The organism is Pseudoalteromonas sp. Ld19 (genome assembly GCF_045064135.1).
GTDB lineage: Bacteria > Pseudomonadota > Gammaproteobacteria > Enterobacterales > Alteromonadaceae > Pseudoalteromonas > Pseudoalteromonas aliena.
The window spans coordinates 215,245-235,827 of record NZ_JBISHA010000024.1 but is presented as its reverse complement, the minus strand read 5'-3'; the positions used below and the strand labels follow the sequence as shown (position 1 = coordinate 235,827).

The following is a 20,583-nucleotide window of genomic DNA, read 5'->3' as shown; positions in this document are numbered from 1 at the left end:
CTTCGGCACAGTCAATTCAATATCGAAAGATATTAAAATAAATTCAGAATTCATTGAGCTGTCGAAAGACATAAAACTTTTTAATTGAAGAGTTTGATCATGGCTCAGATTGAACGCTGGCGGCAGGCCTAACACATGCAAGTCGAGCGGTAACAGAGAGTAGCTTGCTACTTTGCTGACGAGCGGCGGACGGGTGAGTAATGCTTGGGAACATGCCTTGAGGTGGGGGACAACAGTTGGAAACGACTGCTAATACCGCATAATGTCTACGGACCAAAGGGGGCTTCGGCTCTCGCCTTTAGATTGGCCCAAGTGGGATTAGCTAGTTGGTGAGGTAATGGCTCACCAAGGCGACGATCCCTAGCTGGTTTGAGAGGATGATCAGCCACACTGGGACTGAGACACGGCCCAGACTCCTACGGGAGGCAGCAGTGGGGAATATTGCACAATGGGCGCAAGCCTGATGCAGCCATGCCGCGTGTGTGAAGAAGGCCTTCGGGTTGTAAAGCACTTTCAGTCAGGAGGAAAGGTTAGTAGTTAATACCTGCTAGCTGTGACGTTACTGACAGAAGAAGCACCGGCTAACTCCGTGCCAGCAGCCGCGGTAATACGGAGGGTGCGAGCGTTAATCGGAATTACTGGGCGTAAAGCGTACGCAGGCGGTTTGTTAAGCGAGATGTGAAAGCCCTGGGCTCAACCTGGGAACTGCATTTCGAACTGGCAAACTAGAGTGTGATAGAGGGTGGTAGAATTTCAGGTGTAGCGGTGAAATGCGTAGAGATCTGAAGGAATACCGATGGCGAAGGCAGCCACCTGGGTCAACACTGACGCTCATGTACGAAAGCGTGGGGAGCAAACGGGATTAGATACCCCGGTAGTCCACGCCGTAAACGATGTCTACTAGAAGCTCGGGTCCTCGGACTTGTTTTTCAAAGCTAACGCATTAAGTAGACCGCCTGGGGAGTACGGCCGCAAGGTTAAAACTCAAATGAATTGACGGGGGCCCGCACAAGCGGTGGAGCATGTGGTTTAATTCGATGCAACGCGAAGAACCTTACCTACACTTGACATACAGAGAACTTACCAGAGATGGTTTGGTGCCTTCGGGAGCTCTGATACAGGTGCTGCATGGCTGTCGTCAGCTCGTGTTGTGAGATGTTGGGTTAAGTCCCGCAACGAGCGCAACCCCTATCCTTAGTTGCTAGCAGGTAATGCTGAGAACTCTAAGGAGACTGCCGGTGATAAACCGGAGGAAGGTGGGGACGACGTCAAGTCATCATGGCCCTTACGTGTAGGGCTACACACGTGCTACAATGGCGCATACAGAGTGCTGCGAACCTGCGAAGGTAAGCGAATCACTTAAAGTGCGTCGTAGTCCGGATTGGAGTCTGCAACTCGACTCCATGAAGTCGGAATCGCTAGTAATCGCGTATCAGAATGACGCGGTGAATACGTTCCCGGGCCTTGTACACACCGCCCGTCACACCATGGGAGTGGGTTGCTCCAGAAGTAGATAGTCTAACCCTCGGGAGGACGTTTACCACGGAGTGATTCATGACTGGGGTGAAGTCGTAACAAGGTAGCCCTAGGGGAACCTGGGGCTGGATCACCTCCTTATACGATTTAGAACTTATTTGTTCGTAGTGTCCACACAGATGATTGTTAATTAGTGCGTGTCCCTTTGGGATAACTAATTAATATGCTCTTTAAAAATTTGGAAAAGCTGATAATAAAATTCTGATGAATACATTGTATTTATCAAGAGTTTTCAAAAGTAAAAAAAGAATGGTAGCAGTACCATTCAGTGCCATTTAGTTAACTCTTATGAGTTGATTGATTGGTATCTACTTTAGTATTCAATATTGACTTCTGGCGAAGTTAAACTGTCACACAACAAAGACCCGTTTGGGTTGTATGGTTAAGTGACTAAGCGTACACGGTGGATGCCTTGGCAGTTGGAGGCGATGAAGGACGTATTAACTTGCGATAAGCCTAGTCAAGCTAGTAAAAAGCACTTGAGACTAGGATTTCCGAATGGGGAAACCCACCTGCTTGCAGGTATCGTTAACTGAATACATAGGTTAACGAGGCGAACGCGGAGAACTGAAACATCTAAGTACCCGTAGGAAAAGAAATCAACCGAGATTCCGAAAGTAGCGGCGAGCGAAATCGGAACAGCCCTTAAGCTTATTATGTGTTAATGGAAGGCTCTGGAAAGTGCCACGATACAGGGTGATAGTCCCGTACATGAAAAGACATTTTAAGTGAAATCGAGTAGGTCGGAGCACGTGAAACTTTGACTGAATATAGGTGGACCATCATCTAAGGCTAAATACTCCCAACTGACCGATAGTGAACCAGTACCGTGAGGGAAAGGCGAAAAGAACCCCTGTGAGGGGAGTGAAATAGAACCTGAAACCGTGTACGTACAAGCAGTAGGAGCCCACTTGTTGGGTGACTGCGTACCTTTTGTATAATGGGTCAGCGACTTATATTTTGTAGCGAGGTTAACCGAATAGGGTAGCCGTAGGGAAACCGAGTCTTAACTGGGCGACTAGTTGCAAGGTATAGACCCGAAACCCGGTGATCTAGCCATGGGCAGGTTGAAGGTTGAGTAACATCAACTGGAGGACCGAACCCACTAACGTTGAAAAGTTAGGGGATGACCTGTGGCTAGGAGTGAAAGGCTAATCAAACCGGGAGATAGCTGGTTCTCCCCGAAATCTATTTAGGTAGAGCCTCGGACGAATACTTACGGGGGTAGAGCACTGTTAAGGCTAGGGGGTCATCCCGACTTACCAACCCTTTGCAAACTCCGAATACCGTAAAGTACTATCCGGGAGACACACGGCGGGTGCTAACGTCCGTCGTGAAGAGGGAAACAACCCAGACCGCCAGCTAAGGTCCCAAAGTCATAGTTAAGTGGGAAACGATGTGGAAAGGCCCAGACAGCCAGGAGGTTGGCTTAGAAGCAGCCATCCTTTAAAGAAAGCGTAATAGCTCACTGGTCGAGTCGGTCTGCGCGGAAGATGTAACGGGGCTAAACTATGCACCGAAGCTGCGGATTCAGAATTTATTCTGAGTGGTAGGGGAGCGTTCTGTAAGCGGTTGAAGGTGTACCGGGAGGTATGCTGGACGTATCAGAAGTGCGAATGCTGACATGAGTAACGATAATGGGAGTGAAAAACTCCCACGCCGGAAGACCAAGGGTTCCTATCCCATGTTAATCAGGGTAGGGTAAGTCGACCCCTAAGGCGAGGCCGAAAGGCGTAGTCGATGGGAAACAGATTAATATTTCTGTACTCGATATAATTGCGATGGGGGGACGGAGCAGGCTAAGCAAGCATAGCGTTGGTAGTCTATGTGAAAGTGAGTAGGGCGTTTGTTTAGGTAAATCCGGACGAACACTAAACCTGAGACACGAGACGAGTCACTACGGTGATGAAGTTGCTGATGCCATACTTCCAGGAAAAGCCTCTAAGCTTCAGATTATATGGAATCGTACCCCAAACCGACACAGGTGGTCAGGTAGAGAATACTAAGGCGCTTGAGAGAACTCGGGTGAAGGAACTAGGCAAAATCGTACCGTAACTTCGGGAGAAGGTACGCTCCTATCTGTGATGAGACTTGCTCTCTAAGCGGACGGGAGCCGCAGTGACCAGGTGGCTGGGACTGTTTATTAAAAACACAGCACTGTGCAAAATCGCAAGATGACGTATACGGTGTGACACCTGCCCGGTGCCGGAAGGTTAATTGATGGGGTTATCCTTAGGGAGAAGCTCTTGATCGAAGCCCCGGTAAACGGCGGCCGTAACTATAACGGTCCTAAGGTAGCGAAATTCCTTGTCGGGTAAGTTCCGACCTGCACGAATGGTGTAACCATGGCCACGCTGTCTCCACCCGAGACTCAGTGAAATTGAAATCGCAGTGAAGATGCTGTGTACCCGCGGCTAGACGGAAAGACCCCGTGAACCTTTACTACAGCTTGGCACTGAACATTGAACCTACATGTGTAGGATAGGTGGGAGACTTAGAAGCAGCGACGCTAGTTGTTGTGGAGTCAACCTTGAAATACCACCCTTGTAGTTTTGATGTTCTAACGTTGGCCCCTGAATCGGGGTTACGGACAGTGCCTGGTGGGTAGTTTGACTGGGGCGGTCTCCTCCTAAAGAGTAACGGAGGAGCACGAAGGTTGGCTAAGTACGGTCGGACATCGTACGGTTAGTGTAATGGTAGAAGCCAGCTTAACTGCGAGACAGACACGTCGAGCAGGTACGAAAGTAGGTCATAGTGATCCGGTGGTTCTGAATGGAAGGGCCATCGCTCAACGGATAAAAGGTACTCCGGGGATAACAGGCTGATACCGCCCAAGAGTTCATATCGACGGCGGTGTTTGGCACCTCGATGTCGGCTCATCACATCCTGGGGCTGAAGTCGGTCCCAAGGGTATGGCTGTTCGCCATTTAAAGTGGTACGCGAGCTGGGTTTAGAACGTCGTGAGACAGTTCGGTCCCTATCTGCCGTGGGCGTTTGAGAATTGAGAGGGGTTGCTCCTAGTACGAGAGGACCGGAGTGAACGAACCGCTGGTGTTCGGGTTGTCATGCCAATGGCATTGCCCGGTAGCTACGTTCGGAACTGATAAGCGCTGAAAGCATCTAAGCGCGAAGCAGGCCTCGAGATGAGTTCTCACTAGACTTTTAAAGTCTCTGAAGGGCCGTTGAAGACTACAACGTTGATAGGCAAGATGTGGAAGTGGTGTGAGCCATTAAGCTAACTTGTACTAATTACCCGTGAGGCTTAACCATACAACGCCAAACGCGTTTTCAAAGATAGTACCCCATTTGCACTGTGGCTCTCCACCGCTGTGGGCACTACGACATTACACAGGCTTCAAATTGTAGAAAGCCCGAATCTGACGATTCGGGTTTTTTTACGTCTGCAGAAAAGTGAAATGCGTGCAATTAACATACACTCACTCAGCGCCGAACACGTAAGTTGAGCGAGGATATTAAAAGCACTCCACGTACCTCTATAAAGCTTTTACTTCGATTCGAACCTCACGATATAGCTCAATATTTTTACTAAATTACACTTTGATTTCATAACCATTCGTTTCTTCTCATTTTGTTGCAATTTCATTGTTGGTTTAATAAGTGACCTGTGTAAAACTACCTGAGTTAATTTAGTAAATCAGGTGACATGAATGTCGAATATTAAAGCTTGGAAACTTATGAGCCTGTTTTGTTTGTTCGCAGTGCTTATGGGTTGTCAATCCAAAGAAGAGCAGCTGCAACAAACAATTCAAGAGTCTATTAAAAAGGTAGATACGGAGCTGTCTCAGCTTGGTACTGCCCTCGATAATGGAAGTGTACGCAATGCTGTGTTACTTAAAGAGTATGGCGAGCTTCTTAAAAAACAACAGCCAGAGCTTACAAAAGTTGTTGATGTAATTACCCTTGATGCAACCCGCCAAGGTGCACTTTATAGTGGCTTAACGCAGCGACTTAAAGATATTAAAGGAACTTACTTAATTCCTCCTTACGAAGATACGTTACATAGCATTGATTTGTTGCGTGATGCATCTAAACCTACGCTATTTTCTGATGCGTTAACCGATCCTATTAATATGCTCGCTGATATGTCGAAAGGCACCTTAGCGCGTGTAGGCGCAATTAGTAAGCAAGCTGAAGGTGAGGGTGTTGGTAACCAAATGGTAGGTAACCCTAACTATGGTAACTGGCAATCAAATAGCAATGGTATTAGCTTTTGGCAATGGTACGGAATGTACCGTATTTTAGGTGATGTATTTGACCGTGTTGAATATGGAAGCTGGAGTAAGCGCCGAAAGTATAGCTATTACAATGACTATGGCCGTTCGCGTTATTCAAGCCCTAAACAAATTAAAACCCAAAGCGCACTAGAAACACGCACGCGCCAAACATACCAACGCCAAGGTAAGCAGTTTACAAGCCCTTATGCGAGTAAAAAAACAGGTGCATCAGGTTTAAGCCGTAGTAGTTATACGCCAGCAAAAAGCCGCAGTAGTTATTCTCGTTCGAGCAGTTATAGCAATAGCTCAGGATCGGTGCGTGATAGCGGTAGCAGAACCTCTCGTGGCGTGAGCCGTGGTAAGTAAAAGAATAAAGTTGGAGTTAGAATAATATGTATGAATTTAATGGAATAACTATGTGGTCGCTACAAGCGCTGGCGATTGATTTTGCAATTATTGTTTTATTGTTTGTAAGCCTTAAATATATAAAAGGCTGGGTTTCAAACTTACATGCAAATGATGAAATAACAGAACGTGATAACTTTGCTTTTGGTATTAGCTTTGCCGCTGGCTTAGTGGCACTGGCGATTGTATTAACAGGTGTAAGTAGTGGTGCTTTTGCTGCAACACTGCAACAAGAAGCACTGCAAATGTTAGCTTACGGCGCATTAGCAATTGTACTTATTAAGTTAGGTCACTTTTTTCAAGATAAAGTAGCACTTCGTAAAGTAAGCCTGCACGACGAAATCGTTAAAGGTAACGTTACAGCTTCAATAATTGATTTTGGTCATGTTGTTAGCGTTGCTATCGTTATTCGCTCAGCTCTTTTATGGGTGGCTACTGACGGCTGGCATGGTCTTCCAATTGTAATTGCCGCCTTTATTATAGGTAGCGTTGTATTACTACTTGTTAGCCAGTATCGAGTACAGTTATTTAAGCGTACAAATAAAAGCGGCGATTGCCTACAACAAGCAATTGTAGATGGTAACTTAGCTGTAGGTATTCGTTACGCTGGATTTTTAGTCGGTAGTGCATTAGCTATTACTGCTGCAACAGGTGTTGCGCCATACGCTGCGGATAACATTAATGCGAGTTTACTATACTGGGCTATTAGCGCTGTTGTGAGCCTTGTCGCATTTATTATTTTGCACTTAGTGACAATTAAAATAATTTTATCTGGTTGCGATATTTCAGATGAAGTTAATCGTCAAAAAAATGTAGGTGTAGCTACTATTTCTGCGGCAGTATCATTTGCTGTAGGTATCACTATGGCAACCTTACTAGGCGCATAATCAGTGTCATCAACCACAACTAGCCCAAGTAAGTCTCGCTTACTTGGGCACGATATATTACTTATTACTGTTATGGCCGTGCTTGCTGGGTGCGGCCTTATTTATGAATACTTACTGTCTCATTATGCTGGCCGTGTACTTGGCTCAGTAGAGAGCGCTATTTACGCCATGATTGGTACTATGATTGTAGCAATGGGCTTAGGCGCTTTTTTAGCGCGTTGGTTTAAAGACGCATTTACTGCTTTTGCTTGGCTAGAAAGCATTATAGCTCTGATTGGCATGGGCTGCATTTTAGCGATAGCGAGTGTAATAGCAGTTAGTTATTCTCTTCCTCATTTGTTTTCGAGTATTTTTAATTTACCCCCTGATGTTGTACTTAATGGTTACGTATTTCAAAAACTTCAAGAGTGGTCGCGCTTTCTACCTTATGTTTTTGGTTTAATACTGGGCTTATTTATTGGTATGGAAATACCGCTTATAGCGCGTATTCGTCAGCATGTTTATGGTCGGTTTTTAGAAAACAACGCGGGGACTATTTATGGTGCCGATTATATTGGCGCTGGTATTGGTGCCGCCATTTGGGTAAGCATCATGCTCTCAATGCCTATAATGCAGGCTGCAGCGTGGACGGCGTTATTTAACATCATAGCAGGGCTCGCATTTTTATGGCGTTACCACACCCATGTACGCTTTGCTAAGGCGCTCTTAGTTTGCCATATAGCATTGTTGGCACTCTTTGGTTTTATTTTGGTATTTGGCAGTGGTTGGATGAACAGTCTAAGCAATGTTTTATATAAAGATAAAGTAATTTACTCACAGGCAACTAAGTATCAGCACGTTGTTTTAACTGAGAGATTAAGTAAAAACCAGCCGCAACCGATCACCGATTTATATTTAAATGGGCGTTTGCAGTTCTCAAGTATTGATGAGCAAATATATCATTCAATGCTGGTTTATCCTGCAATGCTAGCCTCTAACAGACATGACCGTGTATTAATAATTGGTGGTGGCGATGGGCTTGCGCTTAGGGATGTTTTAAAATGGCCAGTGAGTGAAGTAACGCTAATAGATTTAGACGCGCAGCTTCTCAATTTATTTGGTCATAAGGATGGTGACTTTACACCGCCAGAGCACATTAATAAGCGATTGCTACAGCTAAACAATAAATCGATGCATGACTCGCGAGCCAACATAATTGTGGGTGATGCATTTTTAGAAGTTGAAAAGTTACTTGATCAATCTCAGCAATTTGACACTATCTTAATTGATTTACCCGATCCTAATCATCCTGATCTAAATAAAATGTACAGTGACTATTTTTATAATCATGTACGGCAGTTATTGGCACCAGATGGTGCAATGGCGGTTCAATCGACTTCACCTTACCATGCCAAAAAAGCATTTTTAAGTATAGGTAAAACGGTCAAAGCCGCAGGGTTTGGCTATGTTGAACAATACCAGCAAAACATCCCTTCGTTTGGCCAATGGGGCTGGACTATAGCCACTAAAATGGGTCAGTCGGCTAGTGGTCGAATTAATGATGTAGCTGTTATGCCAGTGCCATCAAGGTGGATCAGTAAAGAGTATTTATTAGCAAGTTTTGTATTTCCCAATCATTACTTTGAACAAGTTAAAAGTGTTGAGGTCAATAGGTTAGGCTCTGGTCAATTATATGATTATTACCGAACTGCATGGCAAATAGAAAGCGAATTGTATAAAAATTAAAAAACAGGGTTGACATAATATGTCGGCCGTGAGAATCTTAACTCAGACATAATATGTCAAACGACAAAAGGCAGAGACATGGAATTAAATGAACTTTCAATAAAATTAGCTTCTTTTGAAACTGAAGGTGCTAACTTTGAGTCTTTCTTGATTGCCAACCCTGGCGAGCAAGATGTTTTACAAGTCATTGTTGATGGAAATGATGAACTTCCAATTTTTGTTACACAAACACAAGAGCAGCTTTTATGTATTAGCTACTTGTTTGACGAAGATGAAGTTAAAAGTGAATTACGCAACGAGTTAAACGAAACATTACTACGTTTAAACGTGCCAATTCCACTGAGTGCATTTGCTAAAATCGATAACAAATACGCGATTTTTGGTGCACTGTCGGTAAATTCATCATTAGATGACGTTACCCACGAACTAGTGACATTAGCCGATAACGCTATCGATGCACTAGAAGCCGTGACCTTGTATTTAAACGATTAATAGCTAGTTAGTGGAGTTAAGATTATGAGTATTTTAAAAAAATTATTTACAGCAGTACGTGGCGGCGCTCGTGAAGCAGGCGAAGCAATTGTCGATGCAAATGGCATTCGTATTTTTGAGCAAGAAATTGCAGACGCGCAAAATGCGCTTCACCGTGCTAAAAAAAGCCTTACTGAAGTAATGGCTAAAGAAATGCAAACTAAGCGTAAAATTAGCGCTGTAGATGCATCGATCGCTGAACATGAAGCGTATGCAGGCCAAGCACTTGAAAAGGGCAACGAAGCGTTAGCATTAGAAATTGCAGAAAAAATTGGTGACTTTGAAGCTGAAAAAGCTGAAAACGAGCAAGTGTTATCTGGCTTTAGCAACCATATCGTTGCGCTTAAGCAGCAAGTTAAAGATGCTGAAAAATCGATTAAAGAGAATCAGCGTCAGCTTACAATGGTTAAAACCACTGAAAGCGTACAGCAAGCAACAATGGCTGTTAACAGCACGCTTAATACAAACAGCTCGTCTATGACATCGGCTCGTCAATCGCTTGAACGCATTAAGCAGCGCCAACAAGATCGAAATGACCAGCTTGGTGCTGCAAAGCAACTTGAGTCAGACGTAAATGGCGATGACTTAAAAGCAAAAATGGCTGAAGCAGGCATTGGCGACACAAGTCCAAAAAGTGCTGATATTTTAGCTCGCATCAAAGCTAAGCAAAATAGCTAACCATTACGTTTATATTTTAAAAAGGTAACCGAGTTTTGCTCAGTTACCTTTTTTGCTTAGAGGGCAGCCTTCCTATGTTTAATTTTTTCAAATCTAAAAAAGAGCCAGAACGTCAGCTTAATCATCCGAGCGATCTTAAAAAAGGCGACATGTTTAGCGTTATCGATTCATTTGCTTATCCTGCATGGTTAAAAGGTGAAACGCTACGTGTTACTGGTATTCAGACTTACCAATATCAGCACAGTAGCGATACTGAATTTGTACTTGAGACAAACAGTGGACAAGTAGTATTTTTACAAATTGAGCAAGATGATGGTGAAGAGTGGGCTAACTTTTCTATTAAAATTCAGCGAAACGAAGTTGAAGAAATATTTAGTCTTGATGAGTTTGCGCGTATTTTTGATGAAGAGTCGTTAACCCACATTACAGTGCAAAATACACCAGAGCGCTTTATGCAGTTTTTAGCTAAAAGCTATCAACAAAGCGAGTCGCCTTATGTGTGTTATTTCCATAATAAAGATTACCGCAACCAAGCATTACCTCGCTATGAGCAAGAAGGTGGTGAGCCATGTGAAATGATTTGCTTAGCGTCAGATAACGAAGGTTTTGGTTTAAATATCGAGATTTGGGATGGCGGCGAAACCGAAGTATCGCTAACGCTAACGCGTCCAATGTCAGACATTGTAGACTTGTTTCCCGGAGATGCTAAGTGAGTGATGCTAAAGACAAGTGGTTACGTCAGGAACAAGCTGTGCGTGCCACGCAAATGGCATTTGATCTAAGCAGCGAAGTTCAAAAGCTGATAAAAAAGCAGGCAATTGATCAAGAACTCACGCCGTCAGATATGATCCGTAAAATACTTGGCCTAGATGTAAAGTCTAAAAAAACGCGCCAACGTTTATCGTTTAATCTAAATGATGATGAAATAGCGCAACTGGCGAGCCGCTTTGAAGTACAAAGTGATGATAAGCGAGCCGTAAAGCAACAAGTAGCTGACTTACTAATTGCTCACACTAAAAAAACTAAGTAGCTGCACTAGATTATTATGAATATTATTTTAATTGCCTACTTAATTATTTTTGCGCTGTTTGGTACTGCGGCGAGTTATTTTGTGCGTTACATTTATGCGTACTGGGTGCTAAAAACAATGCCTATGAAGTACATTATAAAAGCGGGTATTTGTGTGGTTATGGTGATTGTAATCTCAGCGTTAATTCCGTATTTAAGTTAACGCTGAGATTAAAATATATGTAGTTTATTATTTTATATCAAACGATTGGCATTGCTGATTAATACACAGCGATTGCACTTCAAGTAAAGGTAAGCAATCAGTTAAACCCTTTTCTTTGTTTTGTGTTTCTTCTTGCTGTGTTATTTGAGCCGCAATATTTTCAGCTTTTTCTTGTAAAGTATTAAGTGTTGAGTAAACAACATATTTACTTGGCCCGCCGCATGCTCTAGCACCCACTTCAAGCACTTTACACTGAAAACTAGCCGTACAACTGTTGTTTATAATACTGTTTAGTTCGCTATTTAAGCCCGCTAGATCTTGCTTTTGAACACTGCTTGATGGTGTAGTACTAACGCAGCCGCTCAGCAATAGCATGCTACTAGCAATACTCAAAATTGATAGATTAGCTGGCGATGGCAAACAACTCATAATGATATCCTTAAAATACACTTACCGCTGAGCCTTCAAGCTTAACACATTTATTTTCAACACACTGCGTACTAGGTGTGGTTAAATGTTGGCAAATGCTCATCATACCTTTTTGTGCATTATAGCTACTCTCAAGCTTAGTAATCTTTTCGCTAAGTGCTGTTACTTGTTTTTCAGATGCCGTTTTTACTGAGTAGACAGCAAAGCTACTAGGTCCACCGCATGCACGACTACCGACTGGGCTGACTCTACACTCCATGCTTGTATCACACTGCTTATCTGTAATTAGTGTATTTAACTCGGCTTTAGCCATTTTTATATCATCGATTGATATGTCTTTTAAATCAGCTGTGGGCAGTTTTTCAGCAACATTACTTTTTGTATTTTCTTGTAATTTTTGCACAGCAGGCATTGATGATTCAGTTTCTGGAGTCACTTTTGTTTGTTCTGTATCAGTAGGGGCTTTATCTAAGCACGCTGTTAAACAAATTGGTAAAAGTATAGCTAACAATGAAGTACGCATTACAAACCTTGATAGTGATGAATTATTCATCACTATCATACACACTGCATTTTTGACGGCAATAAAAACTATATAATCAGATAATTAAAGCCGTATTTTAGATCCAAAAAAACTACAATCCGCCTTGTGTAAGTTTGGTAGGGTTAAGCAGTTTTTCGAGTTCCTCGCGTGGTAAATCGGTTTCTTGTTCGGCTACATCAATAATAGGGCGGGCTTCTTTGTAAGCTTGCTTTGCTATTTTTGCCGCTTTTTCATAACCGATCACCGGATTAAGTGCTGTTACTAAAATTGGATTTTTTGCTAGGGCTTTGTCTATATTTGGCTGATTCACCTTAAAGCTGGCAATGGCTTTATCGCCCAATGCTTGCGCGCTATTGGCAAGTAATTCTATGCTTTGCAAAATATTATACGCAATGACTGGCAGCATTACGTTTAATTCAAAATTACCCGCTTGCCCTGCGACAGTTATAGTGGCGTCGTTACCTATTACTTGTGCGCTTACCATTGCGGCAGCTTCTGGTATCACAGGATTAACTTTACCTGGCATAATAGATGAGCCCGGTTGGAGTGCTTCAAGCTCTATTTCACCTAAACCTGCAAGTGGACCTGAGTTCATCCAACGAAGGTCGTTCGCTATTTTCATTTGTGCTACAGCGAGTACTTTTAATTGCCCCGAAAGCGCTACAATGGCGTCTTGTGAGCCAATATTATAAAAAAAGTTACTGCTAGGCGTAAATCTAATACCTACATTGGCACTCAGATTTTCTGTAAATTTTGCTGCAAATTTAGGGTCCGCGTTTATACCGGTTCCCACTGCTGTGCCGCCTTGTGCTAACTCGCAAACACGCTCTAAACTATGTCGTATTCCTGCCGCAGCATGATTAATTTGTGATTGCCATGCACTTAGTGTTTGATCAAACGTAACAGGCATTGCATCCATTAAATGCGTACGGCCCGTTTTAACTATATGGCCTACTTCAGCTTTTTTCTTTTCTAGGCTTTGCGATAAGTTTTCAAGCGAAGGAAGTAACTCATACACTACATTTATCGCACTACTGAGTGCGATAGCAGTAGGGACTACGTCGTTAGAGCTTTGCCCCATATTTACATCATCGTTAGGGTGAACGCTCTCATTACCTAATCGGCTAGCAAGCGTTGCAATAACTTCGTTGGCGTTCATATTTGAACTTGTACCTGAGCCTGTTTGAAAAATATCAACTGGGAAGTGCTCAACATGATCGCCATCAATAATACTTTGGCATGCTTGCTCAATCGCATGTGCTTTGGCTTTATTTAGGTGTCCAAGTTCGCAGTTACTTTGTGCGGCTGCTTGTTTTATATAAGCCAGTGCGGTTATAAATTGCTTAGGCATAGAAAGGCCACTAATCGCAAAGTTATTAACGGCTCGTTGTGTTTGTGCCTGGTAGAGGGCATTAATAGGTACTTGTAATTCGCCCATGCTGTCTGCTTCTACTCTAAAATTACTCATAAATGCGCTCCTTAAAAAGGGTTAAATTCGAGACTAAGAATACGAGCTTCACGCTCAAGTATTAAAAATTTTGCCGTGTTGTTATGAACTTTATAAAACCGCTTTAATGCCAACAGTGGTTTGTATAACTGATTCAAGCATTGTTTTCGAATAGCATTGTGTATAAGAGGGTCGCACATTTTGTTCATAATTTCATGATGTGTTCGCCTAAGATAAAGCTCTTGGAGCAAAGGGTTATGCTGTCGTTCAAAATTTTTGGCTACGTTAAGGGCGGTTTCTATATAATCGGCAACGAGCATAGGTGCATGTAGGCCAGGTCTCAAGCAATGACAAGAGAGTTCTTGATGGTAACGATATTGCGTATGTTTTAAAGACATAAAAAAACCGACTCAACTTAACGATAATAGTTATCATTACATTTCATCGGTTTCTGTGTAAATAGTTATTCTAAAATTATTTATGGTACTAAGCGGAGCCTTAATTGTAGCCAAGAATAAATATTTGGTCTGTTTCATGTTTTGTCATCGTCTTTTGATTATGTTTGGGGTGCGAAAGCAAATCGATTACGGTAGCTCTCATATCAGCGGATTCACGATGTTCGTTGATGTTTTTTTCTGCTATAGCAACAGCTGCGTCTACAGCTGTATAAGGTGGAGTGTGCATAATAATTATCCTCTTGATTAAACTCTTAATTAACCCTATTTAGTCTGAACTTTGGATAATAAATCTATCTCAAGCAGCTATTTTCAGCGCTAACTACGTTGAATTTACTTGCAATAGGCCAGCTATTGACGCATAAGTTCGCCTTGTTTTAACTGAAAATCTCTGGCTAGAGAAAAATAAATATCATTATGATTCAATGTATTAGTAAATATCTTAACCAGAGTTCAGGTTATTTAGGATTGATATAACTAAAGCATAATGCATACCACCGCCTTTAATTTATTATAGTTCTATGAATTCAATAGCTTTTATAGATATTCTATAAAACTTTAATTACCCAATATTATCAATTTGCGATATTGTTGTGCAATATGCTTCTCATTTGGTGCAAAGTAATGACAAAACCTTTCTCGCAAGCTTGCGAAAATAATAAAACTCCTATTTTGGACGTGCTTACCAAGGTACTTAACAAAACTAAACGATTACTTGAGATAGGTTCCGGTACGGGTCAGCATAGTGTGTTTTTTGCAGAGCAACTCCCCCATTTACACTGGCAAGCTAGTGATAGAGAAGTTAACCACGAAGGTATAAATTTGTGGCATAGCGAGGTTAGCTTAGTTAATTTGCATGCGCCGTTGCCTCTTGATTTAAACTATGACTGGCCGGTTGATAAAGTGGATGCAGTGTATACTGCTAATACCTTTCACATTGTTAGTTGGGAATTAGTTGAACTGTTTTTTAAAGGTGTGGAGCGCCATTTAGAAAGCCAAGGCATGGTATGTATTTATGGTCCATTTAAATACCAAGGTCAGTTTACTAGTTCGAGTAATGAAGAATTTAATCGCTTTTTACTTGAGCGTGATCCATTGAGTGGTATTCGTGATTTCGAAGCGGTCGAAAAATTAGCAAAGCAAGCAGGGCTCGAGCTTATTAGCGATACGGCCATGCCTGCAAATAATCAGTTACTTGTTTTTAAACGGCAGTAATGAGCTACATTGCTCTTTATATATATCAATATGGCGGCGTTCACGTTTTAAATAGTCGCTTATTGCATTACTAAAGTCGCCATCAACAATATGGTGAGCCGAGTAGGTGAGTACGGGTTCAAAGCCGCGTGCTATTTTGTGCTCACCTTGTGCACCTGAATGAAAACAGCTCAGTTTATTTTTTATGGCGAACTCAATACCTTGGTAGTAACATAGCTCAAAGTGCAGCGAATCTACCTCCTCGCTTGCTCCCCAATAGCGTCCGTAAAGCGTATTTTCACCTACTAAACTAAGCGTTGCAGCAATCACGTTATCGTCTTTTTTGGCTAGCATAACAACGAGATTATTAGCCATTAATGCATGTAAAAGCGTAAAAAATTCCATGTTTAAATAGCCCAAATGACCAGAGCGCTTTAAATAGGTACGTTGATAAAACTCACAAAACAGTTGCATTATCTCGGGCGTAATTTGTGTGCCTTGCAGCCATTCAATAGCAATATTCTGTTGCGCTATTTTGGCTCGCTCTTTTTTAAGTGATTTACGTTTTCGTGAGCTAAGAATTTGTAAAAAGTCGTCGAAGGTTTCAAAGTTTTTATTAAACCACTGAAACTGCACACCCACTCTTAGCAGGGCGTGTTGCTCAGTTAATGATGTAGCCTGATCTTGGTCGCAAAAGTTAACATGCCAGCCAGACCAACCTTGTTGAGCACTGTGTATGTTCAGTTGCTCAGTTATATATTGATACACAATACTTGGATTCGCATGCTCGATAGCAATACGCTTTCCTTCAATAGGGCTAAATGGAATACCGCAGAGCCACTTAGGGTAGTATCGTAGACCATGTTGCTCATAGGCTTCTGCCCACGCCCAATCAAACACATACTCGCCATATGAATGGCTTTTTAAGTACCCGGGTGCGAGCGCAATTAGTGTGTCACCTTCAAAAATAGCCAAGTGATGGGGTTGCCAGCCGCTTTGTTGTGTTACGCATTGGCTTTGCTCTAGGGCATATAAAAATGCATGTTGAGTAAATGGCTCATCGCCAAATAAACGTTGCCATTGCGCCTGATCAATCTCATTAATACTGCTAAACCATTGATGCGAAAACGTTCCCATGACTACTTACCTTGTAGTTGTTTTGAGCTGTTCTACGTTTTTAATAAACGTATTAATTTGCATTTTAAGCTCGGTAAAATGAGGATTATAAGTTAAGCGTTGTAAAGCCGGATAGCGTTTTAAGTTAGCGCTAGTACGTTCTCCTAATTGCGGGCTTTTAGTCGTTTTACATGTTTTATACAGCGACTCATCGTTAATAAAACTGCCGCAATTACGATAAGTTGCGTCAATTCCGTAATGTGGATTTTGTGGCGAGTTAACAACAGCAATATGCGACATACCATGAATATTTTTACATTGCGGTGTTGTACATTGTGGATTTTTTACAGTGTAGTCACTAGCAAAGTTGACTGGTAAAATATCGGTATTGCCATAAAGCACTAAAGTATCGAGTGGCTTATATTTTTTTGAATTACCTTTGTGTAGTGCGCTCAGGAGTTTTAGCGTGGCACGCGTATCTATTGTTGTATCAATATCGCTAAGTACACTAAAAATAGGTAATTTAAGTGCAGGGCGCTTGTTTAAGCTACTAACACTTACAAGTGACATTGCATCATATGAGGCCGCTGCTGCATTTAAAGGAAATGACTCATACTTAGCAAAATCTACATCAGCGTCTTTGTCTATCCAATTGACAAAAGGGATTGCATCAATCCATTTTGCAAGCCAACCACGCTTGTTATGCGGCTCAGTTGCCGGAGAATAAAACATAAGTGCTTTGATTTTAGGTGATAAGGATTGCTTGGTTGCGAAATCAATAAGTAAAGCCGCGCCCGTAGAGTAACCAGCGAGTATCACCTCATCAAAGTCTTGTATTGAGCGTTTAATACCGTATTTTATCGCTTGTTGCCATTGGTTAACCTCTATATTTAGTAAAGCGCTTGCGGCACTACCATGTCCGGGTAATAAAATAGTGCGCACAGTATAGCCTTGCTGATAATACACCTGGGCTAAATCGTGGTACGTAAATGGAGAGTCAGTAAGGCCATGAATTAATAATGCAACTTTATTGCTGTGTGGGTGAGTAAGCTCAAAAGGAGCAATGAGGTCTGCAATAGCAGGGCGCGGTTTGCGTTTACCTTGTGTAACTAATTGTTGATAAGTAGCTGTAATAACCGAGCATGGCATAGATGCGCGAGGGTTGGCTTTATTGATATGTTGATGCGCGTAACCCAAGTAATCTTTGAATGGTAAAAGGGCTTTATAGTTAAAGTGCTGGCGGTTGTGCTCATTTTCAAAACGTAATAAACCTTGTTGCTTACTTTTTGTTATAAAATTAAAGTCGCTCGCCTGTGATGTACAGTTCTGAGCGACAACAATATGCGAAAAAACACCTAAGACAAAACTAAATAATACCTTTAAAATTAAAATACTATTGTTCATTTACGACTGCATATTGGGTAAGACACTCACTAAGCTTACTGAGTTCAAGTGGTTTTGCAAGATGTTGATTAAACCCAACTGCTTGTGCATGTGCTTTGTCCTCTGGCATAACATCAGCGGTTAAGGCAATGATAGGGAGTTCTTTATCTGTTTTAAATTGTCTGATCAGCGCAGTGGCTCTATACCCATCCATGACAGGCATTTGGCAATCCATTAGGACTAAATCAAAGTTTTGCTGTTTAATTATATCAACAGCCATTTCTCCATTTTCAACAAGGTGTGGAACTATTCCTAACGAACTGAGCATGGCTTTAATGACCATTTGATTAACAGGGTTGTCTTCAGCAACAAGAATTTTTAAAGAGGCAATATTAATATTGGTGTTTTCAACCACTGGGGGGGCTTGTGGTGCGGTGGTAGCCAGCTCTATAGAGAGCGTAAATGTAGAGCCTTTATTTAACTCGCTTTGTAGTGTTATTTCGGCGTTCATAAGTTGGCTTAGCTCTTTTGCTATTGCTAATCCGAGGCCTGTACCGCCAAACTGTCTTGAAGTAGAGCTATCGGCTTGAGTAAATGCATTAAAGAGGTTTTTATGTTGGCTTTCTTTTATTCCAATGCCGGTATCGATAACCGAAATAGTGAGTTGAGTTTTATTGGATGCACTAAGTTTAGCTTCTATATTGACAGTAACACTCCCCTTACTTGTAAACTTAATCGCATTACTACATAAGTTAAGTAGTATTTGCTCTATTCGCATGGAATCGCCTATAAACCATACGTTCCCTTGCAAGCTAGAGTTAATTTTCCAGTCAATCCCTTTGTTGCTCGCGCTTTGTTCAAACATATTATTTATACGCTGTATCAGTGCATTAAAATCAAATGGTATATATTCAATAACTAAGCGTTGCGACTCTATTTTTGATATATCGAGGATATCGTTAATCAAACCCAATAAGCTTTTGGATGATGAGTTTATTTTATCTAAATAACCAATAAGGGTCGTCGCGCTATCGTCTTTGCGAGCAAGCGAAGAAAAGCCAATCACTGCATTTAATGGAGTACGAATTTCGTGACTCATATTAGCTAAAAACTGACTTTTAGCTTGATTAGCTAAATCGGATTGTTTTTTTGCTTGCGCAAGTGAATGAGTGCGCTCTGTCACTTGGCGAGTAAGTTCAATTTGCTGTTGATTGAATAAAAACAGCACCATTAAAATGAGTGAGCATACTGCCACTTGGAGAACAAGCAACAGTAAAGTAAATTGGTTATTATGCTGTGCTAAAAAACTTTCTTTAAGCGCTAGTTTTACAATCCATTGTTGCCCACCAAAATTAATGTTGAAGGACATGATCCTACTACCTTTAGCTTGGTCTAAGTTTTCAGCATAGTTATTATAAAAAGGAGGCTTGTTTATATCTTCATAGATATCAATTGAAAACATTTCAGACTGTTGTTTGGAAATAGCCTGTTCAATAATACTGTGTATCAAAAATACACCAGTGGCATAGCCTTTGACTGTTTCTCTATTTTCATTTTGAGAATAAACAGGTGCGAATAATAAATAGGTAGGACCTGATACTTTGCTTTGCGTTAGCAGTTGAATTATTTTAGTGCCTACAGGTAAGTGACCTGTGTTTGACTTAAGTAATGGCCCCTTTAAATCTGAATTTGAAAGAATGTTGAAGCCAATAACTTTTTGATTACCACTAAAAGGAGCTATGTATTTTACAATAATAAGGGGATCATCTTTTTCAAGAGGCTCACCAACAATCTCAATACTGGAATGGTAAATACTGGATATTTCTTTGATAAAATCTTGATGCTTATTCTGTGGTATTTTTTCATTCCAAGATAATGTTTTTATAAATGAGTGCTGCTCAAGGAGTTGATCTGCGTATGAATAGAAGTCTTGTTGGCTCAATGTAGAAGATGATTGAACTTGGCTTGCTAAGCTCTGCACTGCAATAATACTTCGGTTTGTGTATCTATAAAGGCTGTTTTCTATGACGTGTACTTCACGCTCGGCAATTTTGATCGTGTTTTTACGATTTTCTTGCTCGTATAATTGCGTTGTTACTGCCACCGATATAAACAACACTGAACACACTGCGATTGTTGGAAGGGCTGAAATACTATGTTGATTTGATTTTAGTGGTAATAGCGAGAGTAAGAAAGGGGTTGCTATCAATACCCCTAAAGTATCTCCAAGCCACCAATAAATAACATTTTGCCAGTGATTATCAACGCTATAAGCCGAATTAAACTGGCTCAATGCGAATACGCCTAAATTGGCTGAAATTAAGCTAACTAAGATGGCGACAACTACAATAAAGTAGACAATATTTTTACGTTTTTTAAAGTGCAGTGGATGCCCAAGCCAGCACTTTAACAATGCTGCACCTACCATCGCCTGTATTACAACACCAAAGGCAATATACATAGCCTCATTAAATGAGCTTCCTATAAGCACCATTTCGTGAAGTGAGCTATCAAAAATATTCAAATTAAACGCCATTGCAGCTATAAATAAAGGTGGAATGAAGCGCCACCACCATATATAACAACCTACTAAAGCAATGCCTGCAGGTAACCAAATAGGAATTGTTTGCGAGTTAAATGCGAGTTTAGTGAGTGTAATGCCTACAAAAAAGTAAGCTAAAACAAAAAGTGTGTAGAAAATGATAGAGTGGTATTTAGAGTTAAAGTTTTTCACATAAGTCCCAAACAATTTTTATTTTTATTTTATAGGTCAGTATAGCTAACAGT

General features: G+C 41.4%; 17 protein-coding genes and 2 rRNA genes. 11 read left to right on the top strand and 8 right to left on the bottom strand.

Translation table 11 applies throughout. The features are described 5' to 3' along the window. Window positions 1-81: 81 nt before the first annotated feature. From ACJJVZ_RS19900 to ACJJVZ_RS19855, 10 genes are all read left to right on the top strand, one after another. Window positions 82-1,617, top strand: a 16S ribosomal RNA gene (locus tag ACJJVZ_RS19900). Window positions 1,618-1,916: 299 nt separating this feature from the next. Beyond that, window positions 1,917-4,806 (top strand): 23S ribosomal RNA (locus tag ACJJVZ_RS19895). The 16S and 23S rRNA genes sit together here, the layout of an rRNA operon. 398 nt (window positions 4,807-5,204) lie before the next feature. Further along, window positions 5,205-6,137 (top strand): CHAD domain-containing protein, encoded by a 933-nt coding sequence (locus ACJJVZ_RS19890; protein ID WP_193155045.1) that lies wholly within the window; start codon window positions 5,205-5,207, stop codon window positions 6,135-6,137. Window positions 6,138-6,163: 26 nt separating this feature from the next. Next, window positions 6,164-7,063: a DUF350 domain-containing protein gene (locus ACJJVZ_RS19885; RefSeq protein WP_024589503.1), complete on the top strand. Its 900-nt coding sequence runs from the start codon at window positions 6,164-6,166 to the stop codon at window positions 7,061-7,063. 3 nt (window positions 7,064-7,066) lie between these two features. After that, on the top strand, window positions 7,067-8,788 hold the full coding sequence (locus ACJJVZ_RS19880) for a polyamine aminopropyltransferase (RefSeq protein WP_405602999.1): 1,722 nt from the start codon (window positions 7,067-7,069) through the stop codon (window positions 8,786-8,788). A gap of 78 nt (window positions 8,789-8,866) precedes the next feature. Next, window positions 8,867-9,280 (top strand): YjfI family protein, encoded by a 414-nt coding sequence (locus ACJJVZ_RS19875; protein WP_004335098.1) that lies wholly within the window; start codon window positions 8,867-8,869, stop codon window positions 9,278-9,280. A gap of 24 nt (window positions 9,281-9,304) precedes the next feature. Beyond that, window positions 9,305-9,997, top strand: a complete 693-nt coding sequence (locus tag ACJJVZ_RS19870; protein WP_138586300.1) for a PspA/IM30 family protein — start codon at window positions 9,305-9,307, stop codon at window positions 9,995-9,997. 74 nt (window positions 9,998-10,071) lie between these two features. Continuing rightward, window positions 10,072-10,710, top strand: a complete 639-nt coding sequence (locus ACJJVZ_RS19865; protein ID WP_182703211.1) for a DUF4178 domain-containing protein — start codon at window positions 10,072-10,074, stop codon at window positions 10,708-10,710. Next, window positions 10,707-11,027, top strand: coding sequence for a hypothetical protein (locus tag ACJJVZ_RS19860; RefSeq protein WP_077536557.1), 321 nt, complete (start codon window positions 10,707-10,709; stop codon window positions 11,025-11,027). Before ACJJVZ_RS19865 ends, ACJJVZ_RS19860 begins: the two co-directional genes overlap by 4 nt. A 15-nt stretch (window positions 11,028-11,042) precedes the next feature. Further along, entirely contained in the window at window positions 11,043-11,228 is a 186-nt protein-coding gene (locus ACJJVZ_RS19855; RefSeq protein ID WP_077536558.1) for a hypothetical protein, read from the top strand. Between the two features lie 27 nt (window positions 11,229-11,255). Here the strand turns inward: ACJJVZ_RS19855 and ACJJVZ_RS19850 are convergent, their stop codons facing one another. From ACJJVZ_RS19850 to ACJJVZ_RS19830, 5 genes are all read right to left on the bottom strand, one after another. Then, the gene (locus ACJJVZ_RS19850; protein WP_138586302.1) at window positions 11,256-11,657 is read right to left on the bottom strand and encodes a hypothetical protein; all 402 of its coding nucleotides are present in this window, start codon (window positions 11,655-11,657) and stop codon (window positions 11,256-11,258) included. A 10-nt stretch (window positions 11,658-11,667) separates the two neighbouring features. Next, complete coding sequence (locus ACJJVZ_RS19845) at window positions 11,668-12,180, bottom strand: hypothetical protein (RefSeq protein WP_138586303.1); 513 nt, start codon at window positions 12,178-12,180, stop codon at window positions 11,668-11,670. Between the two features lie 112 nt (window positions 12,181-12,292). After that, window positions 12,293-13,669: a lyase family protein gene (locus ACJJVZ_RS19840; protein ID WP_138586304.1), complete on the bottom strand. Its 1,377-nt coding sequence runs from the start codon at window positions 13,667-13,669 to the stop codon at window positions 12,293-12,295. Window positions 13,670-13,680: 11 nt separating this feature from the next. After that, window positions 13,681-14,046: a hypothetical protein gene (locus tag ACJJVZ_RS19835; RefSeq protein ID WP_405602992.1), complete on the bottom strand. Its 366-nt coding sequence runs from the start codon at window positions 14,044-14,046 to the stop codon at window positions 13,681-13,683. 100 nt (window positions 14,047-14,146) lie between these two features. Further along, on the bottom strand, window positions 14,147-14,332 hold the full coding sequence (locus ACJJVZ_RS19830) for a hypothetical protein (RefSeq protein WP_077536563.1): 186 nt from the start codon (window positions 14,330-14,332) through the stop codon (window positions 14,147-14,149). A 395-nt stretch (window positions 14,333-14,727) separates the two neighbouring features. Here ACJJVZ_RS19830 and ACJJVZ_RS19825 point away from each other — a divergent pair, with 395 nt between their 5' ends. Beyond that, window positions 14,728-15,318 carry a DUF938 domain-containing protein gene (locus tag ACJJVZ_RS19825; RefSeq protein WP_138586677.1) on the top strand — a complete coding sequence of 197 codons (591 nt, stop codon included), beginning with the start codon at window positions 14,728-14,730 and terminating at the stop codon, window positions 15,316-15,318. On the opposite strand, the gene ACJJVZ_RS19820 is transcribed toward ACJJVZ_RS19825, so the two are convergent. From ACJJVZ_RS19820 to ACJJVZ_RS19810, 3 genes are read right to left on the bottom strand one after another with little or no spacing between them, the layout of a single operon-like run. After that, a complete protein-coding gene (locus ACJJVZ_RS19820; protein ID WP_405602989.1) occupies window positions 15,295-16,434 on the bottom strand; it encodes a GNAT family N-acetyltransferase in 1,140 nt (379 codons plus the stop codon). The two genes, ACJJVZ_RS19825 and ACJJVZ_RS19820, sit on opposite strands and share 24 nt — an antisense overlap. 6 nt (window positions 16,435-16,440) lie before the next feature. Then, complete coding sequence (locus ACJJVZ_RS19815) at window positions 16,441-17,817, bottom strand: alpha/beta hydrolase (protein ID WP_405602986.1); 1,377 nt, start codon at window positions 17,815-17,817, stop codon at window positions 16,441-16,443. Continuing rightward, a complete protein-coding gene (locus tag ACJJVZ_RS19810) occupies window positions 17,807-20,530 on the bottom strand; it encodes an ATP-binding protein (protein ID WP_138586680.1) in 2,724 nt (907 codons plus the stop codon). Before ACJJVZ_RS19810 ends, ACJJVZ_RS19815 begins: the two co-directional genes overlap by 11 nt. Between the last annotated feature and the right edge of the window lie 53 nt (window positions 20,531-20,583).

Excerpts from the sequence above, each read along its gene's own strand:
- ACJJVZ_RS19850 (WP_138586302.1), bottom strand. The coding sequence starts at position 11,657 with ATGAGTTGTTTGCCATCGCCAGCTAATCTATCAATTTTGAGTATTGCT.
- ACJJVZ_RS19825 (WP_138586677.1), top strand. The coding sequence starts at position 14,728 with ATGACAAAACCTTTCTCGCAAGCTTGCGAAAATAATAAAACTCCTATT.
- ACJJVZ_RS19865 (WP_182703211.1), top strand. The coding sequence starts at position 10,072 with ATGTTTAATTTTTTCAAATCTAAAAAAGAGCCAGAACGTCAGCTTAAT.
- ACJJVZ_RS19845 (WP_138586303.1), bottom strand. The coding sequence starts at position 12,180 with ATGCGTACTTCATTGTTAGCTATACTTTTACCAATTTGTTTAACAGCG.
- ACJJVZ_RS19840 (WP_138586304.1), bottom strand. The coding sequence starts at position 13,669 with ATGAGTAATTTTAGAGTAGAAGCAGACAGCATGGGCGAATTACAAGTA.
- ACJJVZ_RS19870 (WP_138586300.1), top strand. The coding sequence starts at position 9,305 with ATGAGTATTTTAAAAAAATTATTTACAGCAGTACGTGGCGGCGCTCGT.
- ACJJVZ_RS19890 (WP_193155045.1), top strand. The coding sequence starts at position 5,205 with ATGTCGAATATTAAAGCTTGGAAACTTATGAGCCTGTTTTGTTTGTTC.
- ACJJVZ_RS19855 (WP_077536558.1), top strand. The coding sequence starts at position 11,043 with ATGAATATTATTTTAATTGCCTACTTAATTATTTTTGCGCTGTTTGGT.
- ACJJVZ_RS19885 (WP_024589503.1), top strand. The coding sequence starts at position 6,164 with ATGTATGAATTTAATGGAATAACTATGTGGTCGCTACAAGCGCTGGCG.
- ACJJVZ_RS19820 (WP_405602989.1), bottom strand. The coding sequence starts at position 16,434 with ATGGGAACGTTTTCGCATCAATGGTTTAGCAGTATTAATGAGATTGAT.
- ACJJVZ_RS19835 (WP_405602992.1), bottom strand. The coding sequence starts at position 14,046 with ATGTCTTTAAAACATACGCAATATCGTTACCATCAAGAACTCTCTTGT.
- ACJJVZ_RS19815 (WP_405602986.1), bottom strand. The coding sequence starts at position 17,817 with ATGAACAATAGTATTTTAATTTTAAAGGTATTATTTAGTTTTGTCTTA.
- ACJJVZ_RS19830 (WP_077536563.1), bottom strand. The coding sequence starts at position 14,332 with ATGCACACTCCACCTTATACAGCTGTAGACGCAGCTGTTGCTATAGCA.
- ACJJVZ_RS19875 (WP_004335098.1), top strand. The coding sequence starts at position 8,867 with ATGGAATTAAATGAACTTTCAATAAAATTAGCTTCTTTTGAAACTGAA.